This is a genomic window from Pseudomonas sp. GW823-FHT02E01 (assembly GCF_058797535.1).
The window spans coordinates 279906-296810 of sequence record NZ_JBXAJS010000004.1; the positions used below are offsets into that span (position 1 = coordinate 279906).

The following is a 16905-nucleotide window of genomic DNA, read 5'->3' on the forward strand; positions in this document are numbered from 1 at the left end:
TCGATTCTGCGCAAGTTTCCGGAAAACCACTAAGCTCGATCCATTACTTTAAATGTCCTGCGTAATGATCAGTTTCTCACGCCACCACGCCTTCAACCTTCCTCGTCAACAACTCCACAAACGCCCGCGCCATCGCCGACTTCTGATCCTTGCGCTGCACCAGCCACACCGCCGACACCGCCGCCGGATCCAGCAGCGGTCGATAGACCACGCCATCAATGCGCATCCGCTGATAAGACGCCGGCAGCACCGACACACCAAGCCCCGCCGCCACCAGCCCGATGATGGTCATCGCCTCGCCGGCTTCCTGGGCGAAGTGCGGGCTGAAGCCGGAGTCCCGGGCCAGGCTGAGCAGTTGCGCATACAGGCCACTGCCGTAGCTGCGCGGAAAAAACACAAAGGGCTCAAGCGCCAGGGCTGACAGGAACAAACCCTCCTCGCTGCCCTCTACCAAGGGGTGCTTGGAACTGAGCACCGCGACCAGCGGCTCGCGCATCAGTTCGACCACGCTGAGGCAGTCCGGCAGCCCGAGCGGGCGCATGATCCCGACTTCAATCGACTCGTCCACCAGTGCATCGGCCACCTGGGTGCTGCTCATTTCCCGCAGGTTCAGATGCACCGCCGGGAAGCGCTGGCGGAAAGAGAAGATCGCTTGAGGAATGGTCGAGTTGAACGGCGCCGACGAGGTGAAGCCGATTTTCAGCTCACCCAACTCGCCCAGTTGCGCCCGTCGCGCGACATCCGCCGCTTTGTCGACCTGCGCCAGCACCAGCCGCGCCTCTTCCAGGAACAGCCGACCGGCCTCGCTCAGCTCGACCCGACGATTGGTTCGCTCGAACAACCGGGCGCCGACTTCCTGTTCCAGCGCCTGAATTTGCTGGCTCAGCGGTGGCTGGGAGATACCCAGCACTTGTGCGGCGCGGCCGAAATGCAGTTCTTCGGCGACGGCGATGAAGTAGCGCAGATGACGCAATTCCATGGAAACCCCATTAGGTCGTAAAAGCTATCAAACAGGTCGAACAATATATTGGATTGAATCATTAGCCAGCTATATGCTTTTTTCACTGCCTGACCGGCTGCGCCCTCCGAGGTCCAACGTGAAAACTGCTGTCGCTCCACTCGCCCATGAAGTTTCACCTTCAGCGCCGGACGCAATCGCCGCTGAGCTGGCGGAGATCTACATCGAAAAAGGCACCCCGGCGTTCATGCGCACGGTGCTGGCGTTGTTCTGCGGCGGTTTTGCGACTTTCGCCCTGCTCTACTGCGTGCAGCCGATGATGCCGCTGCTGTCCGACGAGTATTCCATCAACGCGGCGCAAAGCAGCCTGATCCTGTCTATCGCCACCGGCATGCTTGCCATCGGCCTGCTGATCACTGGCCCGATTTCCGACCGTATCGGACGTAAACCGGTGATGGTGGCAGCACTGTTCGCCGCTGCGCTGTGCACCATGGCCAGTGCGATGATGCCGAGCTGGCACGGTGTGCTGCTGATGCGTGCGCTGATCGGATTGTCGTTGAGCGGTCTGGCGGCGGTCGCCATGACCTACCTGAGCGAAGAGATCCACCCACAGCACATCGGCCTCGCCATGGGTTTGTACATCGGTGGCAACGCGATTGGCGGGATGAGCGGACGCTTGATCACCGGGGTATTGATCGACTTCGTCAGCTGGCACACGGCGATGCTGGTGATCGGTGGCCTGGCGCTGATTGCCGCGGCGGTGTTCTGGAAAATCCTCCCTGAATCGCGCAACTTCCGCGCCCGCTCGCTGCACCCGCGCAGCCTGCTCGACGGTTTCACCATGCACTTTCGCGACGCCGGCCTGCCGCTGCTGTTTCTAGAAGCCTTTGTGCTGATGGGCGCGTTCGTCACGCTGTTCAACTACATCGGCTACCGCCTGCTGGCCGCGCCGTACCACATGGAACAGGCCTTCGTCGGGTTGCTGTCGGTGGTGTATCTGTCGGGCATCTACAGCTCAGCGAAAATCGGCTCGCTGGCCGACAGACTCGGCCGCCGCAAAGTGCTCTGGAGCACCATCGCGCTGATGATCGGTGGTCTCGCCCTGACGATGTTTACGCCATTGCCGCTGGTGATCATCGGCATGCTGATCTTTACCTTCGGCTTCTTCGGCGCCCACTCGGTGGCCAGCAGCTGGATCGGCCGCCGCGCCACCAGGGCCAAGGGGCAAGCATCGTCCTTGTACCTGTTCAGCTACTACGCCGGGGGAAGCATCGCCGGTACGGTGGGTGGCGTGTTCTGGCACCTGGGCGGCTGGAACGGGATCGGGTTGTTCATCGGCACGCTGCTGGTGATTGCGCTGCTGATCGCGTTGAAGCTGGCGAAGTTGCCGTTGTTGCCGCAGAACACCTCGGCTACCTGAGCACCACCCGCGCCTCCAGGGCATCGTCACGCTTCTCCAGCGTCAGGGTTTGTAGCGCGACGCCATCGCGCTCGATCCCATCGAGCCACTGCATCAAGGGTTGCGCGTTGCCATTGAGGGTCACGCGAAGCAGATCGATTTCACTCTCCATCTGACGGATTTCCAGCCCCGCCGCCGTGGCGCTTTCGCTGATGCGCAGCGATAGCGGTTTTTCGCTGTCGACGGGGACATGGCTGCGCGGTAACGCCCGTTGCAGTTGCGCGGCCAGCACCGCCTGCTGTTGATACTGTCGCTCGACTGTTTCCAGCCGCTGCCGGGTCGGTTGCCAGATCAGGCTGAAAGCCACAACCGCCAACAAAAAAGCCCCCGATACCTGCAACAGCCGCTGTTCTCGCACGGAAATGCGCCGCCATGCCTGCTTCATGCCTCGTCCTCCACGGTGAGGGTGGCGTGCACCCGGTCAGCGGCTTTGTTCGCGCTGTCGAGCCGGACGGGCGTGCCTTGTTGTCGCCCGCGTTCCCGCAACTGCTCCAGCTCGGTAAAGCCGCTGGCGGTCAGCTGGATTTTCCAGCCTTCGCCTGCTCGAAACTCGATGCGCCGGACCTCGACCGGGCTGGCGCCAATCACCTGCTCAATCAACCGGACCAGCCCGGCAATGCGGGTGTTTTGCGATTCGACAGGCTGGCTTTGCAGGGCCTTGAGTTGCGCGGCCATGTCGACGATGCGGCTTTGCTCCGGGTAGAGCGTCTTGAATCGCAGTTCATTCTGGATTGCGAGGCGGCTGGCTTCGCTGTCGAGGAAGCGGATCCGCGTCTCGCTGGCACCCCAGGTCAACAGCGCCAGCATCAACAGCGCCCACCCGCCGGCACGCCAGGGCAGACGCTTGCCCCGTAGGGCGAATGCGCCTTGCAGCAGGTTGATGGCCCGGGTCGGGCGCTGAGTCAGGCATTGGTCGATGACGGCGGGGGACTCACGCTCATCCAGCCATTGCATGTCCTTGGGCAATGACGGAGTGAGCAGCGCCAGGTCGTCTTGCGACATCGCCAGGCGCGCCGACAGGCCTGCACCCAACAACCAGCGACCGAACCACCAGGCGCCGCACGGCTGATCGCCGGACAACAGATCGGCATCGACGAACACCCCGCGCACCTCAATACCCGCCTCGCGCAGCAAGTCGAGCACGGCGGCCAACCGTTCGCGGCCAATGACCATGACCGGGTAGCAGCCGTCACGATCACGAGCGCCAACGCTCAGATGCACAACTTCCAGCGCTTCACTCAGTTGATCTTCCACGGCGTAGGCCATGGCCTGGGCTTCGGGCCTGCGTCGCGAAGGCCATGGCTCGCTGCGAACCCAACTGCATAGTTCCATGGGCAGCAGCACATCAACCGCCTGCCCCTGCAATGCCGAGGCCACCTGATTCAGTGGCATCGGCTGACGTTGACAGGTTGGCGACCACAGGACGCAGGGCCAGAGGCCGGATGGCGCGTCCTGCCCCTCGGCGGTCAGGTAAAGCCAAGTGTTCATCGCGGTCTCTCGTGGCTACTCATGGGAAGAAAACGTCGTTGCAGCACCGTCAGCTGTCGAGCCTTGGGGTCGTGTCCGACATCCGTGACCAGGTGCAGTTCGCGCCCGTCCCGGGTCACCTGCACCCTTATCCGATACCAGCGGCTTTGGGTACCAAGTCCGTGATTGCTCAGGCCCTGCCCGGAGAGCAACGGGTCCTGGGTAAACGCCTGGACGCTCGCCCAGGGCGTGGTTGCCGCCTGATGCGCCAGCGCATCGGCGGTCGCGGCGTCCACCTCGCCGAGTGTTCTCAACAGCAGCGCCGGCGCAGTGTTGATGTTCAAGGCGGTGTCGGTGGGCAGCAGTGCCACCCAGGGCTCCAGCCGCTGCAGCAGGCGAGCGTCAATGCCAGGCAGCAAGCGCAGTTGGCTCAGTTCCCCCAGCGGCCCGACCTGGCTCAGTTGCAGAGGAGGCAGTTCGAGCAGTTCGAGCAGGCGCGCCCAACGGTTGAGGGTGACCTGATCCACCTGCCCCTGGCGTAACAACGCATTGAGATTGAAGCGCCCGGCGAGGTCATCGATATCGATTCGGATCTGCGCATCTTCAACGTCGAAACCCGGCGCCATGGCCGTCCAGCCTTGATACCGCTCGACGGGTTTTTCCGCGTCCTGTAACGCCTCGCGCAACAGCAACAACGCCCAGGTTTCCCCGCCCGATGCGAGCTGCCGCAGCTGTATCTGCAGCAACTGTTGCCCACTGCTTTGCAGCGAAAGGTGATGGCTGCGCAACAAGCCGCCGGTGATCAGCAGCGCCAGGCTCATGACCAGCAATACACTGATCAACGCAATGCCGCGTTGGCGCCCGTTCATGGCAATGCACCCGGCATCGGCAACACCCGACGAATCGATTTGAAGCGCCCGGCCGAGACTTGCACCTCCAGCACCATGAGCGCCTTCGTATCCTGCCTGGCCGACCAATGAGCGACCCAGCCGGACTGGCTGTCGAACAAACGCCAGCGCAACTCACGAACGCCTTCGAGTAGTCTTTGCCGTTGCACGAACTCCGTACCTTCGCCCTGGCTTTCGCGCCACAGCACGCTGCCTTCGAGTCGATAGGTCAGTATCTGGCGCTCACTGCGCGGTTGGTCCAGAGGATTGCGCCAGTGACTGCGCTGGAACTGAAAAAGCGGCGGTGCGAGCACCATCGGCTGCGCAGCGACGTGCAGCAGATCCCGCTCGATCACCGCCATCGCTCGTTGCAGGTTCCTCAGCTCTCGCTCGTGAGCCGCCGTGCCCTGTTGCACTCGCAGCACGCTATCGAACAAGCCCCAACTGGCCAGCCCCAGCACGGCGAAGATGGCCATGGCGATGACCAGCTCCAGCAAGGTGAACCCACGCTGCCTACTCATGGCTCGCGGGTATCCAGCCGCTGGCACGATACAACGCGTGCGCACTGTTCGCCGGGCTGACCTGAATGTCGACCTGGAGTAAACGCAGATTGCGGGTGGCGCTGATGTGCTGTTGCAGCACCCAGTCGCGCTGATCCATGGACACGACCTGTTGTTGCTGGCCGGCCGCCAGGCCGGATTGCAGGCGTAGCTCGTTCAACCGGTTATCCGCCAGCCACGCCGCGAACAGCCGTGTCTCGACGGCGTTGCGCTGCTTCACCGCATATTGACTGGCCGACAGCACGGCTGCCGCCAGCGTCGCGAAGACCGCCAGGGCCACCATGATTTCCAGCAGCGTGAAGCCGCCCATGGACGACAAGGATGACCGGCTAGCCATCGATCGCCACCTCGCCGATGCCATCGCCGGACAGGCTCAACCAGGTCCTGTTGCCGGACTCGAATGTCAGCGTGAAGGCACTGGTTTCATCGTTGCTGAGCAACAGCAACTGCGGCGGTCCTTCTTCTGCGTCCAGCCCTACCGCATAGCCGTCCTGCTGCAAACGTACTCGCACGCTCAGGGGCCAGTCAGTCAGTTCCTTCACCGGCTCCCACCCACGAACTCCCAGATGCATCAGCCGGTAGCCACGGGCACTCAGCCGCAGGCCATATTCCCGGCCTTCGAACACCGCACGCTCACGCAACTGATGAATCACCTGAACCATCGCCTCGGCTTCCTGCCTGACCTCGCGCGCGGGACTGCCCCCACCGACAAAGCTCACCATGCCCAGCAAGACGCCAACCACGACAATCACGATCATCAGCTCCAATAACGTAAACCCCCGACAGCGGTAGCCCACGGATCAATGGCCCCAATTGCCGATTTCGGCGGCAAACCCTTCACCGCCCGCTACGCCATCGGCGCCCAGGGAATACAGGTCGTAAGTTCCGTCTACCGACCGCACACCCGGGTTGAGGTACTGATAAGGCGTGTTCCACGGGTCGACCGGCATGCTCTTGAGGTAGCCCTGAGGGTTCCAGCCACGCGCCACGGGCAGTCCGGAGGGGCGCTTGACCAGCGCTTCCAGGCCTTGCTGGGTCGATGGGTAATGGGCGTTGTCGAGGCGATACATTTCCAGGGCTGTGGCGATGGCCTGGATATCGATTCTGGCGGCAGTGACCTTGGCTTGATCGGGGCGGCTCATGAACTGTGGCACCACGATAGCCCCCAGCACGCCGATGATGACTACCACCACCATGATTTCGATCAGGGTAAAACCGCGTTGCGAGCGGGAAAGGTTTTTGCGGACAGGTTGCATGGATCAATTCACCAATTGGTTGAGGCTGAGAATCGGGAGCAGGATGGCCATGACGATCAGCAGCACGACGCCGCCCATCAACACCAGCATGGCCGGCTCGAAGAGGCCCACCACCAGCGCAATGCGCGCGGCGAGGCTGTTTTCCTGTTGTTCGGCGGCCCGGGCCAGCATGCGGTCGAGTTCGCCGGCACGTTCGCCGCTGGCGATCATGTGCAGCATCATCGGCGGGATGTCACCGCTCAGCTCCAGGCCACGGGTCAGCGTTGCGCCTTCGCGGACCGAGCGGGCGACATCGACCATCCGCGCGCGGATGGTCAAGTTGCCGATGACCGCGGCAGCAATTTCCAGGGCATCCACCAACGGCACGGCACTTTTGCCGAGGATTGCCAGGGTGCTGGCAAACCGTGCGGCTTCCATGGCACGCAGCACTTCACCGAGGACTGGCGCATTCAGCACCCAACGATGCCAGTGCAGGCGCCACTGCGGCTGCTGCCAGCTCCAGCGCCACAGGCCGAACAGCGGCGCCAGCAAGCCCATCAACAACAGGAAATGGTTGCGCAGGCCGTTGCTCACGCCGATCAGCGCCCGGGTCAGCCAGGGCAACGGCTGACCGCTGTCGACGAAGATCTTCACCACATCCGGCACCACATATCCGAGCAGAAAACCGACGATTGCCAGGCTGGCCAACATCAGGATCAACGGGTACACCAGGGCCATCTGGATCTTTTGCCGCGAGGCCTGGCGGGCCTGGGTGTAGGCCGCCAGTTGCTCCAGCACATGGCCCAGATGCCCCGAGCGTTCCCCGGCGGCCACCGTGGCGCGGAACAACTCGGGGAAGGCCCTGGGAAACTGCCCCAATGCCGAGGCCAGTGCGTGGCCTTCCATCACCCGGCTCCTGACCGCCCAGAGCAAGCTCGCAACCTTGCGCTTCGAGCTCTGCTTCGCCACCGCATCGAGCGCTTCCTCCAGGGGTAGTCCGGCCTGAACCAGCGTTGACAGTTGCAACGTCAACAACGCCAGATCAGCAGCACTCAGGCGTCCACCTCGCGACTGCTGACCCGCACCGCCGCCCCTGACCTCGGTCAAGACACGCGGCCACAAACCACGTTCACGCAACAACTGTCGCCCATGGCGGGGCCCATCGGCCTCCAGCCGTCCCTTGCAGGATCGTCCCTGGGCATCGCGGGCGCGGTAGTCGAAGGTTGGCACCGGTCAGTTCTCCTGGGTCACACGCAGCAACTCATCGAGACTGGTCAATCCTTCCAGCACCCGTTGCCGCCCGTCCTGGAACAGGCTGCGCGAGACCTTGCGCGTTTCGTCGACGAGGATTTGCTCGCTGGCGCCCTGATGGATCAGCGCCGAGACGGCGGGTGTGACGCTGATCAGTTCGTAAATGCCGATGCGTCCGCGATAGCCGTGCTGGCACTGTTCACAGCCCGAGGCCTTGAACAGGGTGTGCGGCGTGCTCGTGTCGAGCCCAAGACGCTGGCAGGCCGCCGCATCGGCGAGGTACGAAACCTTGCAATGGGGGCACAAGGTGCGCAACAGACGCTGGGCCAGAACGCCCACCAGCGAGGACGCCAGCAGATAGGCATCGACGCCCATGTCTACCAGCCGCGTGACCGCGCCGGCCGCGCTGTTGGTGTGCAAGGTCGAGAGCACCAGATGCCCGGTCAAGGACGCCTGGACAGCGATTTCGGCGGTTTCGCGGTCACGGATTTCGCCAACCATCACCACGTCCGGGTCCTGGCGCAAGATCGCCCGCAGGCCCCGGGCGAAGGTCATGTCGACCTTCGGATTGACCGGCATCTGGCCGACACCCGGCAGGTGGTATTCGATCGGGTCTTCGACCGTGAGGATGTTGCGGGTCTGGTCGTTCAGGCTGCTCAGGGCGGCGTACAGGCTGGTGGTCTTGCCGGAACCGGTCGGCCCGGTCACCAGCACAATACCGTGGGGCTTGCCCAACAGATGGCGCAGGGCCGCGAGGATATCGTCCGGCATGCCCAGCCGGTGCAGGTCCAGGCGCCCGGCCTGCTTGTCGAGCAAACGCAGCACCACCCGTTCACCGTGGGCCGAAGGCAGCGTCGAGACCCGCACATCGACTTCATGCCCGGCCAGGCGCAAGGCCATTCGCCCATCCTGGGGTACGCGTTTTTCCGCGATGTCCAGGCGCGCCATGACCTTGATCCGCGACACCAGCAGTGTCGCCAGTTCGCGCTTGGGCCTGAGCATTTCACGCAGTTGGCCATCCACCCGCATACGCACCGACAGGTACTGTTCGAAGGTTTCCAGGTGCACATCCGAGGCATGCTCACGCACCGCTTCACCGAGCAACGCGTTGATCAGGCGAATGATCGGCGCGTCGCCCTGTTGCTCCAGCAGGTCGGCGGTTTGCGGAACCTGATCGACCAGGCTGAGCAAGTCCAGTTCTTCGTCCAGCCCTTGGGCAACTTGCTCCACCGCACTGCGCCCCTCGCGATAGGCCGCCGCCAGGCGCGAGGCGTACTCATCGGCCCCGACGATTTGAAACGGCAACGCCCGTCCGCACACCCGGCGCGCTTCCGCCAATGCGGTGAGCGGCGCATCACTACGCAGGGCAAGGCGCAGGTCGTCGCCGTCATGCTCCAGCAACACACCAAAACGCCGGGCGAAGCCGAAGGGCAATTGCTCGCAGAGTTCGCTCATGGATTCACTGCGCCTTGCCGCGCAAATCGAACACTGGCGCGTCGGTGGCCGGTTCAAACAACCCGCGCGCCTCGGATGGCAGCAACAACGAGTTGTTTTCCCCCGCCCCTGATTTGCTCAAGTCACGCAGCGCGTTGTAACGCTGCTGGCTGACCTGGGACAGGTCTTCCTTGCTGCGCACGATGGTCGGGCGCAAGAACACCATCAGGTTGCTTTTGGTCTGGGTGTCGCGGCTCCAGCGGAAGATCGCGCCGAGGTAGGGAATGTCCCGCAACAGCGGCACGCCGCTTTTCTGGGTACGCACGCTGTCCCTGATCAGGCCGCCGATCACGATGATTTCGCCATCGTCGGCGAGGATGGTGCTCTTGAGCGCTCGCTTGTTGGTGATCAGGTCCGAGGAATCAATGCCCGACACCGAAGGCGCGATGTCCGACACCTCCTGCTCGACCTCCAGGCGTAACGTCGAGCCTTCGTTGATGTAAGGCTTGATCTTCAGGCTGATGCCGACGTCCTTGCGCTCGACGGTGGTGAACGGATTCTCCGCGCCGTTGCTGTTGGTGGCATAGGAGCCGGTCTTGAACGGCACGTTCTGGCCGACGATGATTTCGGCTTCCTGATTGTCCAGGGTCAACAGGCTTGGCGTGGACAGCAGGTTGCTGTGGGTGTTGCTGGCCAGGGCCGAAACCAGCGCACCGAAGCGGTCGCCGCCCAGTTGCAGGATCGCCCCTTCCGGCGCCGATCTTTTCTCGTCGAACTTCAGCCCGCCGATGATCGGAATGTCGGTGCCGGGAAAGTTGATGAAGCCCTTGGCGTCACCCGTGTTGAGGTTCCACTGCACGCCGACGGCCTCGGCGATGTCGCCGGAGATTTCGACGATTGCGGCATGGATCAACACCTGGGCCCGTGGCTGGTCCAGCTGACGCACGATGTTTTCGATGGTCCGCACCTGCGCGGGTTCGGCGATCAGCACCAGCGCGTTCTGGCTTTCGTCGGCCTTGATCATGAAGCTTGCACCGCCAGACGTGTCCTTGGCGCTGCCGACGGCGGAAGTCTGCTTTCTGCCCTGCCCCATCGACTCCAGAATCTCGGCCAACTGCTTGGCATCGCTGTGACGCAGGCGAATCACCCGGGCATTGTCGAGGGTCGTGGTGGCCGGCGAATCGAGACCTCGGGCCAGCTCGATCAAGCGCTGGCGGACGACCGGCGGACCAATGAAAATCAGGCGATTGGTCCTGGTGTCGGCCAGCACCTGTATGGCTGACTCGGCATTGCGCTTGCCCATGGTGGCCTCGATTACCGGCGCGACATCGCCCGCCTGGGCATGCTTGAGCTGAACCACCGCATGCAGGTTGTTCTGACCGGAATCCAGCTCACGGATCACCCGGGCGATGCGCTTAACATTGGCAGCCGTATCGGTCAGCACCAACGCGTTGGCCGACACCGAAGGGCCAACATAACCATTGGCAGAGACCAATGGCCGCACCAACCCGGCAATATCGGTGGCGCTACCGGTGTTCAAGCCGATGACTTCGGTTACGAACTGCGACGCCGTGGTGGTTTTTACCGTGCCCTGGCCGGCCCGTGTCCTGGCCTCGGCAACCGGGGTGATGAGAATCCGGTCGCCCTCATCGATCACTGTGAAGTTATGGGCATCGAGCACCGAATAGAACAACCGGCGCACCCCTTCACGATCGAGGGCCTTCCGGGACATGACGGTGATTCGACCGGAGACTTTGGGGTCCAGTACCACGGTGGTCCCGAGAATGTTGGAGATCTCTTCGACGATGTCGCGCAGCTCTGCGTTGTTCATCGCCAGTTGCCATTTTTCTTCCTCGGCCTGAAGTGTGCCGTGGGAAAGCGTTAGCGCCATGGCGGCGAAAAAAAGCACCGGTCGCAGTGCGCGTGCACCGAGAAAGCTATTCATGAAATTGATCACTCTGTCGGCCCGGCAAGCGGGCTAAAAAAACGCGGAGAAACGTTCGGCACTTGCGGCTTGCCGTGGGGGGCGAGCCGTTGCAGGAAACCCGTGACGGGAGGCTGGAGCGTCAACAGTTCCTCTCGGCCCTTGCTCCACAACACCGCGTGATCGGGCTCAACGCGACGCAAGATGCTGCCACCGGGCAAGCGCTCGCCGACCTGGTAGATGCGCGCGCCTTGCGAGTCAGCCAGCAACACCCGGGACAAGCCGTGAGTGACGACGAAGCTTGCCTTCAAGGTCAGCGGTTCCGCGCTCGGCAGCAATTCGGCACCCGTCGTCAGACCGAGCACCGTTGCAACCGCCGTTGCGTCGAGCGCTTGACGGGGTGCGGGAGCGGTTCGCGAGGTTTCGACCGGTGCCGGCAGCACCAACTGTTCGCGATAGCCCCACTCCTGCCAGCCCAGGAACGCCCCATAGGCCAGCGGCACAACCAGCAGGCTCGCCTTGCTCAAAAGCAAGGCAAGTCCGGTCAAGCGTTCGCGCGAAAACATCACCATGGCCTCACTCAAGTCGCCCGGACCCAGGCTTGCCACACAGGCGCAAAGACATCCGTTGCAGCACCCGGTGGTTGCAGGCCTCATGCACGATGACGGCGCCGATGTGCGCGACCAGCAGCAGCGACAGCACCACACATACCCACGTGTGAACCGTGACGAACAGAACGATCAGTTGTGGATCGCTTAACGGCTGATCGATCTCGATCACCCCGAATACATCGATCGGGCGATCCATCATCAACACGCCGGTCACCAGAACGGCACCGACGAAGAGGTAAATCAATGCGTGGGCAAACAATGCGAGCACTTCGACAAGCGACAACGACTTCATGCCCGAAAAACGGGTATGAGTGAAAAACAGAAACAGGCGCCACAGGTAAAACGGTATGAACACTGTCGTCAGCGAAACATTGAAGAACGCAACCGACTCCTTGATGTGCGCTGACACCTCGAAACCGGCCACAAGAAAACCAGACAGCAAGGTCCACAGGATCACCGCGGCAGACAACCAATGCAGCAGCACGCGCTGTCTGGAATAACCCGAAACAGTCATTTTCAACTCGATCAACGTCAGAAGAATAAAGCTTCAGGCAATCGGCTACCGATCGCCTGAAGTGCTACAAGGGGGACTTACAACTTGTTCCACGCCATGTGCCAGTGGGCACCGACACCTGGTTCAAAACCGTTGGCAGTGGGGCTGTACTGCTTGCAGTAACCCGACTCGGGGAATGGCTTGCACTCAAAGACTTCGTTGGTCTTCGGTTGCAGAACCTTGGTACCGGCGGTGTAGTCGCCGAGGCCTTCAGGGAACACGAAATCGTATTCGACGCCGGCGCCTTCGCCAGTCAGTTGGGTGGTCTGAGTGTCCTGACGGGTGGTGCGGCCATCCAGGGTGGTGCCGACCAGGGTCAGGGTGTGCGCACCCGGGTTGCTGCGTACATCCATGGACAGCCAGGTGGAGCCACTGGCCACTTGTGCCGACGTGGTGCCTACCGGTTTGTTGTTCTGGTCGAGCAAGGTCGCTTCGACGTTCATCGGACGGTTCGAGATCATGCTGAACTCGACCTTGGCCCGGCCTTTATCCAGAACGTATTCAGCTTGCTGCGAGGCCACCGACATGCGCGCTGCGGTGTCTTCCTTCATGTCCAGTTGCACTTCGTAGCGGGTTACACCGCTTTCTTTTTGTGCGTACAGCGTGTTGTTGCCCCGGATCGGCTCGATGTTGCCGTTTTCATCACGAATACCGGCGCGGATGAGCTTGTGGGTCGCGTTGATTTTTTCCGCCAGCTTGAAGGACCAGTCTTGCGGCGAGCCTTCCTCAGCGTTGTCGATGCTGATTTCGACGCTGTAATCCGGGTTCTCGCCATTGGCGGAGAATGCGCGGGCCTTGACCTTGTCGCCGACCAGCAGCTCGGTCGCGGCGGAAATACTGCCTACGGAAGACCAGCCACCCGGTAGCGCCGGTTCAGCGAGAATGTTCACGTCGGCGGCGTTATAAAACGCTGCATCGGTATCACCGACGGTCCAGATCGCCAGGATGACATGCTGGCCGGATTTATCTGCCGGGATAGTGCAGTTGTGCTTGTCGCTGTTAGACGGCATTTTATTGCCGCCATCGACGGTGCAGAACGGGGTACTTTCGAAGGTGGCGCGCTTGAGCGATTCGTTCGGATTCCAGCCGTTGCGGCTGATGAAGTACTCGTGTTTGGTGGCCGGATGAACTGCCTTGTAATGCCATTGGAAATCGATGTTGCGGTCCTTGATTTCCGTCAGGTGCCAACGGGTGGCGGACTGCGCATCCATGGCAGAGAACAGCGAGTGACCACCGCTGGCGATCTTGCCATCGACCGGTCCCTGCAAGGGAGCACCGCCGACGCCGGCCGGAAAGCCTTTGAAGGTTTCACCAACACTCTGCGGCTCGTACTGGGCGCCACCGCAGTTGGTGTTCAAGCCTTTCTGGCAAGCCAGCGCGCGCGAAGGCGGCACTTCCAGATAGCCATGGGCGGAAACGGTTTGAGAGGCCAGCATTGCCGATAACAGGATCATCGATGAAGTGCAGGCGGTTAAGGCACTTCTCTTTTCAAACTTGATTTTCATGATGTATTCCAGACTGCTTATCGAAAACAGGGCGCCTTGTGGGCGCCCCTGTTCGCTTCGTGATTGTTCGGCGATACGCCGGACAAGGGCCTGGAACCTTACGGGGATGGAAGAAAATTCTATGTAGGAGTAATCGCCGCACGAGGCAGGAACAGTCTCTCCATTCCTCGGTCCGACAAAGAAAGAAAACATTCTTACAACAAGTGATGCTTTATCGATTGAGCTTTTGAACGGCACAAAAAAACCTGTCCGGCACGAGGCGGGACAGGCTTTGTCGAAACGGGCAATCGCTATTCGTGATACTGCGCCGACAGCTCATGTACCGCGCGCAGGAACGCGCCAGCATGTTCCGGATCGACTTCCGGCGTGATGCCATGGCCGAGGTTGAACACGTGGCCGCTGCCTTTGCCGTAGCTGGCCAGGATGCGCCCGACTTCCGCACGAATCGCTTCCGGCTTGGCGTAGAGCACGGTCGGGTCCATGTTGCCTTGCAGGGCGACCTTGTCGCCGACACGGGCGCGGGCGCTGCCGATGTCGCAGGTCCAGTCCAGGCCCAGTGCATCAGCACCAGCGTCGGCGATGCTTTCCAGCCACAGACCGCCGCTCTTGGTGAACAGGATCACCGGCACCTTGCGGCCTTCGTGCTCGCGGATCAGGCCGCTGACGATTTTCTTCATGTAGGCCAGGGAGAACTCCTGGTACGCCGCCGCCGAGAGGGCGCCGCCCCAGCTGTCGAAGATCTGCACCGCTTGCGCACCGGCCATGATCTGGCCGTTGAGGTAGCTGGTGACCGTCTGCGCGAGCTTGTCCAGCAGCAGGTGCAGGGCTTGCGGATTGTCGTAGAGCATGGTTTTAGTCTTGCGGTAGTCTTTCGACGAACCGCCTTCGACCATGTAGGTGGCCAGTGTCCATGGGCTGCCGGAGAAGCCGATCAGCGGCACACGGCCGTTCAGTTCGCGGCGGATGGTGCTGACTGCGTCCATCACATAGCCCAGGTCTTTGTGCGGATCAGGAATCGGCAGGGCCTCGATGTCGGCCAGGGTGCTGACGACTTTCTTGAAGCGCGGACCTTCACCGGTTTCGAAGTACAGGCCTTGGCCCATGGCATCGGGGATGGTCAGGATATCGGAGAAGAGGATCGCCGCGTCCAGTTGTGGATAGCGGTCGAGCGGCTGCATCGTGACTTCGCAAGCGAACGCCGGGTTCATGCACAGGCTCATGAAATCACCGGCCTTGGCACGGCTGGCGCGGTATTCAGGCAGGTAGCGACCGGCCTGACGCATCATCCACACGGGGGTGACGTCTACGGGTTGCTTGAGCAGGGCGCGCAGGAAACGGTCGTTCTTCAGGGCAGTCATGTCGGCATCCGGAAAAAAAGTGAGGGCATTTTCTCAGAGCCGGGCGCAAAAGGCACGGTTGCAGGTCAGCCTTTTGTCTATCGGGTCAATTTGTCGCAATGTAAACGCGGTTTTCGTTACACCACAAAACAACTGTGGGAGCGAGCTTGCTCGCGATGGCGGTGTCACATTCAACATTTCTGTCAACTGATCCACCGCTATCGCGAGCAAGCTCGCTCCCACATTTGATCCCATTTCAAATTGAAATCGGGTTTTAGACGCCCAGATAATCCAGGATCCCTTCAGCCGCATTGCGGCCTTCGAAGATCGCCGTCACTACCAGGTCAGAACCGCGAACCATGTCGCCACCGGCGAAGATTTTCGGATTGCTGGTCTGGTGCTTGTACTGACCTTGCTCAGGCGCCACCACGCGGCCCTGGCTGTCGGTCTGGATTTCGAACTGTTCGAACCACGGCGCCGGGCTCGGACGGAAACCGAAGGCGATAACCACGGCGTCGGCCGGGATGATCTCTTCGGAGCCCGGGATCGGCTCGGGGCTGCGACGGCCACGGGCGTCCGGCTCGCCGAGACGGGTCTCGACCACCTTCACGCCTTCGACCTTGTCTTCACCGACAATGGCGATCGGCTGGCGGTTGTAGAGGAACTTCACGCCTTCTTCCTTGGCGTTCTTCACCTCTTTGCGCGAGCCCGGCATGTTCGCTTCGTCACGACGATAGGCGCAGGTCACCGACTTGGCGCCCTGGCGGATCGAAGTACGGTTGCAGTCCATCGCCGTGTCGCCACCGCCCAGTACCACGACCTTCTTGCCTTTCATGTCGACGAAATCTTCCGGCGACTTTTCAAAGCCCAGGTTGCGGTTGACGTTGGCGATCAGGAAGTCCAGTGCGTCATAAACGCCCGGCAGGTCCTCACCGGCAAAGCCGCCCTTCATGTAGGTGTAGGTGCCCATGCCCATGAATACGGCATCGTATTCTTCGAGCAGTTGCTCCATGGTCACGTCCTTGCCCACCTCGGTGTTGAGGCGGAACTCGATGCCCATGCCGCTGAAAACTTCGCGACGATTGCTCAGCACGGTCTTTTCCAGCTTGAACTCGGGGATACCGAAGGTCAGCAGACCGCCGATTTCCGGGTTCTTGTCGAACACCACCGGGGTCACGCCACCGCGCACCAGCACGTCGGCACAACCCAGGCCCGCCGGGCCCGCACCGATGATCGCGACACGCTTGCCGGTCGGCTTGACCTTGGACATGTCCGGGCGCCAGCCCATGGCGAACGCGGTGTCGGTGATGTACTTCTCGACCGAACCGATGGTCACCGCACCGAAGCCGTCGTTGAGGGTGCAGGCACCCTCGCACAGACGGTCCTGCGGGCACACCCGGCCGCAGACTTCCGGCAGGGTGTTGGTCTGGTGCGACAGTTCGGCGGCCTGGAGGATGTTGCCCTCGGCCACCAGTTTCAGCCAGTTGGGAATGAAGTTGTGCACCGGGCACTTCCATTCGCAATACGGGTTACCGCAACCCAAGCAGCGGTGGGCCTGGTCGGCCGACTGCTGGGGTTTGAAGGGTTCGTAGATTTCCACGAACTCTTTCTTGCGTTGACGCAACAGTTTCTTCTTCGGATCCTTGCGCCCGACCTCGATGAACTGGAAGTCATTATTCAGACGTTCAGCCATTTTAAAACCTCATCAAACTCTTCAGGCGCAT

17 protein-coding genes are annotated in these 16905 nt (G+C 61.7%); 1 reads left to right on the forward strand and 16 read right to left on the reverse strand.

Features of this window, described 5'->3' with window-relative positions:
• Nucleotides 1-76: 76 nt before the first annotated feature.
• Nucleotides 77-979 (reverse strand): LysR family transcriptional regulator, encoded by a 903-nt coding sequence (locus tag AC1RDQ_RS11475; protein WP_492587295.1) that lies wholly within the window; start codon nt 977-979, stop codon nt 77-79.
• A gap of 118 nt (nt 980-1097) precedes the next feature.
• Here AC1RDQ_RS11475 and AC1RDQ_RS11480 point away from each other — a divergent pair, with 118 nt between their 5' ends.
• Entirely contained in the window at nt 1098-2378 is a 1281-nt protein-coding gene (locus AC1RDQ_RS11480; protein ID WP_150811946.1) for an MFS transporter, read from the forward strand.
• On the opposite strand, the gene AC1RDQ_RS11485 is transcribed toward AC1RDQ_RS11480, so the two are convergent.
• The 15 genes from AC1RDQ_RS11485 to AC1RDQ_RS11555 form a co-directional block, all read right to left on the reverse strand.
• Complete coding sequence (locus tag AC1RDQ_RS11485) at nt 2371-2802, reverse strand: type II secretion system protein M (RefSeq protein ID WP_492587297.1); 432 nt, start codon at nt 2800-2802, stop codon at nt 2371-2373. The two genes, AC1RDQ_RS11480 and AC1RDQ_RS11485, sit on opposite strands and share 8 nt — an antisense overlap.
• A complete protein-coding gene (gene gspL, locus AC1RDQ_RS11490) occupies nt 2799-3905 on the reverse strand; it encodes a type II secretion system protein GspL (protein ID WP_492587299.1) in 1107 nt (368 codons plus the stop codon). The genes AC1RDQ_RS11485 and gspL overlap by 4 nt, the downstream gene beginning before the upstream one ends.
• Complete coding sequence (locus AC1RDQ_RS11495; protein ID WP_492587301.1) at nt 3902-4753, reverse strand: type II secretion system protein GspK; 852 nt, start codon at nt 4751-4753, stop codon at nt 3902-3904. Before AC1RDQ_RS11495 ends, gspL begins: the two co-directional genes overlap by 4 nt.
• A complete protein-coding gene (locus AC1RDQ_RS11500; protein ID WP_492587303.1) occupies nt 4750-5292 on the reverse strand; it encodes a type II secretion system protein GspJ in 543 nt (180 codons plus the stop codon). The genes AC1RDQ_RS11495 and AC1RDQ_RS11500 overlap by 4 nt, the downstream gene beginning before the upstream one ends.
• Nucleotides 5285-5668, reverse strand: a complete 384-nt coding sequence (gene gspI / locus AC1RDQ_RS11505) for a type II secretion system minor pseudopilin GspI (protein ID WP_090452700.1) — start codon at nt 5666-5668, stop codon at nt 5285-5287. The genes AC1RDQ_RS11500 and gspI overlap by 8 nt, the downstream gene beginning before the upstream one ends.
• Complete coding sequence (gene gspH / locus AC1RDQ_RS11510; RefSeq protein WP_340312405.1) at nt 5661-6128, reverse strand: type II secretion system minor pseudopilin GspH; 468 nt, start codon at nt 6126-6128, stop codon at nt 5661-5663. The genes gspI and gspH overlap by 8 nt, the downstream gene beginning before the upstream one ends.
• Before the next feature lie 3 nt (nt 6129-6131).
• Entirely contained in the window at nt 6132-6587 is a 456-nt protein-coding gene (gene gspG, locus AC1RDQ_RS11515) for a type II secretion system major pseudopilin GspG (RefSeq protein ID WP_492587305.1), read from the reverse strand.
• 3 nt (nt 6588-6590) lie between these two features.
• On the reverse strand, nt 6591-7796 hold the full coding sequence (gspF, locus tag AC1RDQ_RS11520; protein WP_492587307.1) for a type II secretion system inner membrane protein GspF: 1206 nt from the start codon (nt 7794-7796) through the stop codon (nt 6591-6593).
• Between the two features lie 3 nt (nt 7797-7799).
• Nucleotides 7800-9272, reverse strand: a complete 1473-nt coding sequence (gene gspE / locus AC1RDQ_RS11525; protein ID WP_492587309.1) for a type II secretion system ATPase GspE — start codon at nt 9270-9272, stop codon at nt 7800-7802.
• Between the two features lie 4 nt (nt 9273-9276).
• Nucleotides 9277-11196: a type II secretion system secretin GspD gene (gspD, locus tag AC1RDQ_RS11530; protein ID WP_492587311.1), complete on the reverse strand. Its 1920-nt coding sequence runs from the start codon at nt 11194-11196 to the stop codon at nt 9277-9279.
• Nucleotides 11197-11204: 8 nt separating this feature from the next.
• Nucleotides 11205-11747, reverse strand: coding sequence for a hypothetical protein (locus AC1RDQ_RS11535; protein ID WP_492587313.1), 543 nt, complete (start codon nt 11745-11747; stop codon nt 11205-11207).
• Nucleotides 11748-11751: 4 nt separating this feature from the next.
• Nucleotides 11752-12300 carry a cytochrome b gene (locus tag AC1RDQ_RS11540; RefSeq protein WP_090452687.1) on the reverse strand — a complete coding sequence of 183 codons (549 nt, stop codon included), beginning with the start codon at nt 12298-12300 and terminating at the stop codon, nt 11752-11754.
• Between the two features lie 77 nt (nt 12301-12377).
• On the reverse strand, nt 12378-13844 hold the full coding sequence (gene gbpA, locus AC1RDQ_RS11545) for an N-acetylglucosamine-binding protein GbpA (RefSeq protein WP_057712345.1): 1467 nt from the start codon (nt 13842-13844) through the stop codon (nt 12378-12380).
• Nucleotides 13845-14134: 290 nt separating this feature from the next.
• Complete coding sequence (hemE, locus tag AC1RDQ_RS11550) at nt 14135-15202, reverse strand: uroporphyrinogen decarboxylase (protein ID WP_057712346.1); 1068 nt, start codon at nt 15200-15202, stop codon at nt 14135-14137.
• A gap of 253 nt (nt 15203-15455) precedes the next feature.
• Nucleotides 15456-16874 (reverse strand): FAD-dependent oxidoreductase, encoded by a 1419-nt coding sequence (locus AC1RDQ_RS11555; protein WP_007997363.1) that lies wholly within the window; start codon nt 16872-16874, stop codon nt 15456-15458.
• Nucleotides 16875-16905 lie beyond the last annotated feature (31 nt).